Source organism: Actinobaculum suis (assembly GCF_900102025.1).
GTDB lineage: Bacteria > Actinomycetota > Actinomycetes > Actinomycetales > Actinomycetaceae > Actinobaculum > Actinobaculum suis.
On sequence record NZ_FNAU01000033.1, the window covers coordinates 1 to 1,702 of the forward strand.

General features: G+C 51.8%; 2 protein-coding genes. Both read right to left on the reverse strand.

What is annotated here, in order from left to right; translation table 11 throughout:
* Positions 1-587: 587 nt before the first annotated feature.
* The gene (locus BLT47_RS08780) at positions 588-836 is read right to left on the reverse strand and encodes a hypothetical protein (protein ID WP_065415529.1); all 249 of its coding nucleotides are present in this window, start codon (positions 834-836) and stop codon (positions 588-590) included.
* 665 nt (positions 837-1,501) lie between these two features.
* A partial coding sequence (locus tag BLT47_RS08785; protein ID WP_143021841.1) for an integrase core domain-containing protein occupies positions 1,502-1,702 on the reverse strand: 201 nt, incomplete at its 5' end.

Genomic DNA, 1,702 nt, shown 5'->3' on the forward strand with positions numbered 1-1,702 from the left:
AGAATTTCTTCATGATTACCAGTCTTCCTGCCCAACAGGGGCTGTCACGGAAGACACGCTCAAATCGCATGGTCTATTTAATCCAGCCCAGGCCAAAAATACGAACTTGCCGTTGTCTCAAATTGCGCACTATGGGCTTAGGTACTGATCGGGCTGGGGTAATTTTGCGGATGAAAAGCTTACTCACTCCCAGGCGGGAATCACGTTCGGTTTAGAGTTGGAAACCGCAGACATGGGAGTGGACGAAGGTACCCCTGATTTCTTGGAGTAGCTACCTCTAAAAATGCTCCTCTGTCCTGATTATGCACCCGTTGCAGCGGGGATATGCCGGCCATCAAACCGCTAATTTGTGCATACCTAAATAATCCCTGATTGCGAACCAGGGCTAACGAATAAGCGGGTTTCTTAAGACGCCGGTTCGTAATGCGCAAAACATCGGACCTAGTTGCAGTAACTTGGCGGTGTTGGCTTTCGAAAAGCGGAGACGAATTATCGAATGGTGATTCAAAAACAGCCCTGCTTTTGAGTTTTTGGGAGCCTGCTCGTTGTGAAGCTCCCCTTGAATCTGTCGCCAACTAATCCGTACGTCACTCGGCAATGGTGGCGTCAAGTGATAGGTTTTCCCTTTCTACTATTGCTTGCAGGACGGACGCACTGTTTTCGAATGCTTGAATCTGATCAATGCCAATAATTGACATGTCGTAATCAACGTCGTCCCCTTTGACGGTGAGTTGGCTTGAGCACTCGGTGGCGTCGTCCGTTCGCACCAAATCTCCTATAGCTATTGTTGCCGTGACTGGGAGGTTGTTCTTCGAGAAGTATGTACGAGTGAACATGGCTCGACCTACCTGCCTCCTCGAGCGATGCAGAGCCCTAGCTTTGCGCTAATAGATGCCCAGCAAATCGCCCTTCCGCGAGCGCCGCCGGGGGCTCTTCTGCATTTTTTTGCATCGTTCTCATATTGACGGTAGCAAGATTGCTTCGAACTCGTGGGGAGTAGTGCTTGTGACTGTAGGGAAGCGAACGTGGGGCCGGCGTTAGCCGTGTTGAGTGGTGTCACTGCCCCGACAATCGGTGCGACGCAAGGTGCCTCACTCGATGAAGGGCTTTGCGGGAGTGCTGTGTTGGTAATTTGCGACTGTGCCGCACCTTGCTCAGCCGCGTGAGCTGAAAGGGTGCCGGAAAAAACCAGGCCGACGCTACAACCTAGCGCAACAAATACTTGCGCAAACCGTGATTTCATATGTTTTCTTTCGTTATGCCGCCATGTTTGCTGGCGGGCAGCGCGGAAAAGGCGGTAGTGCCTTGACCTCTTCGCGAGGACAGTTGGACGATAACCTTAAGGAATCGTTACTGTCAACGTGCTTTCGCGAAATTTTCGTGACAATAATTACTGGCGCGACTGAAGTGGGGTGGGCCTAGTCTCACAGTTGCTCATGATAGTTCGACTCGCATCAATAAGAGAGGAGCCGCCAGTGAATTCTTTGATAGGTGGGCTGGGCTAGTTTTTAGGACCGGTTGGTTTGAGTGCCTCCTGGGTTTGGTGCCATTGGTTGGCGTATTCAGTCGGTGGGATAAATCCTAGGCTCGAATGCGGATGATGCGTGTTGTAACGCTCTGACCACAGTCGCAGGCAGTGCGACGCGTGGGCAGGGTCGTCGAACATCTCGTCTTCTAGCAGCTCGTCACGTAGCCGGTTGTG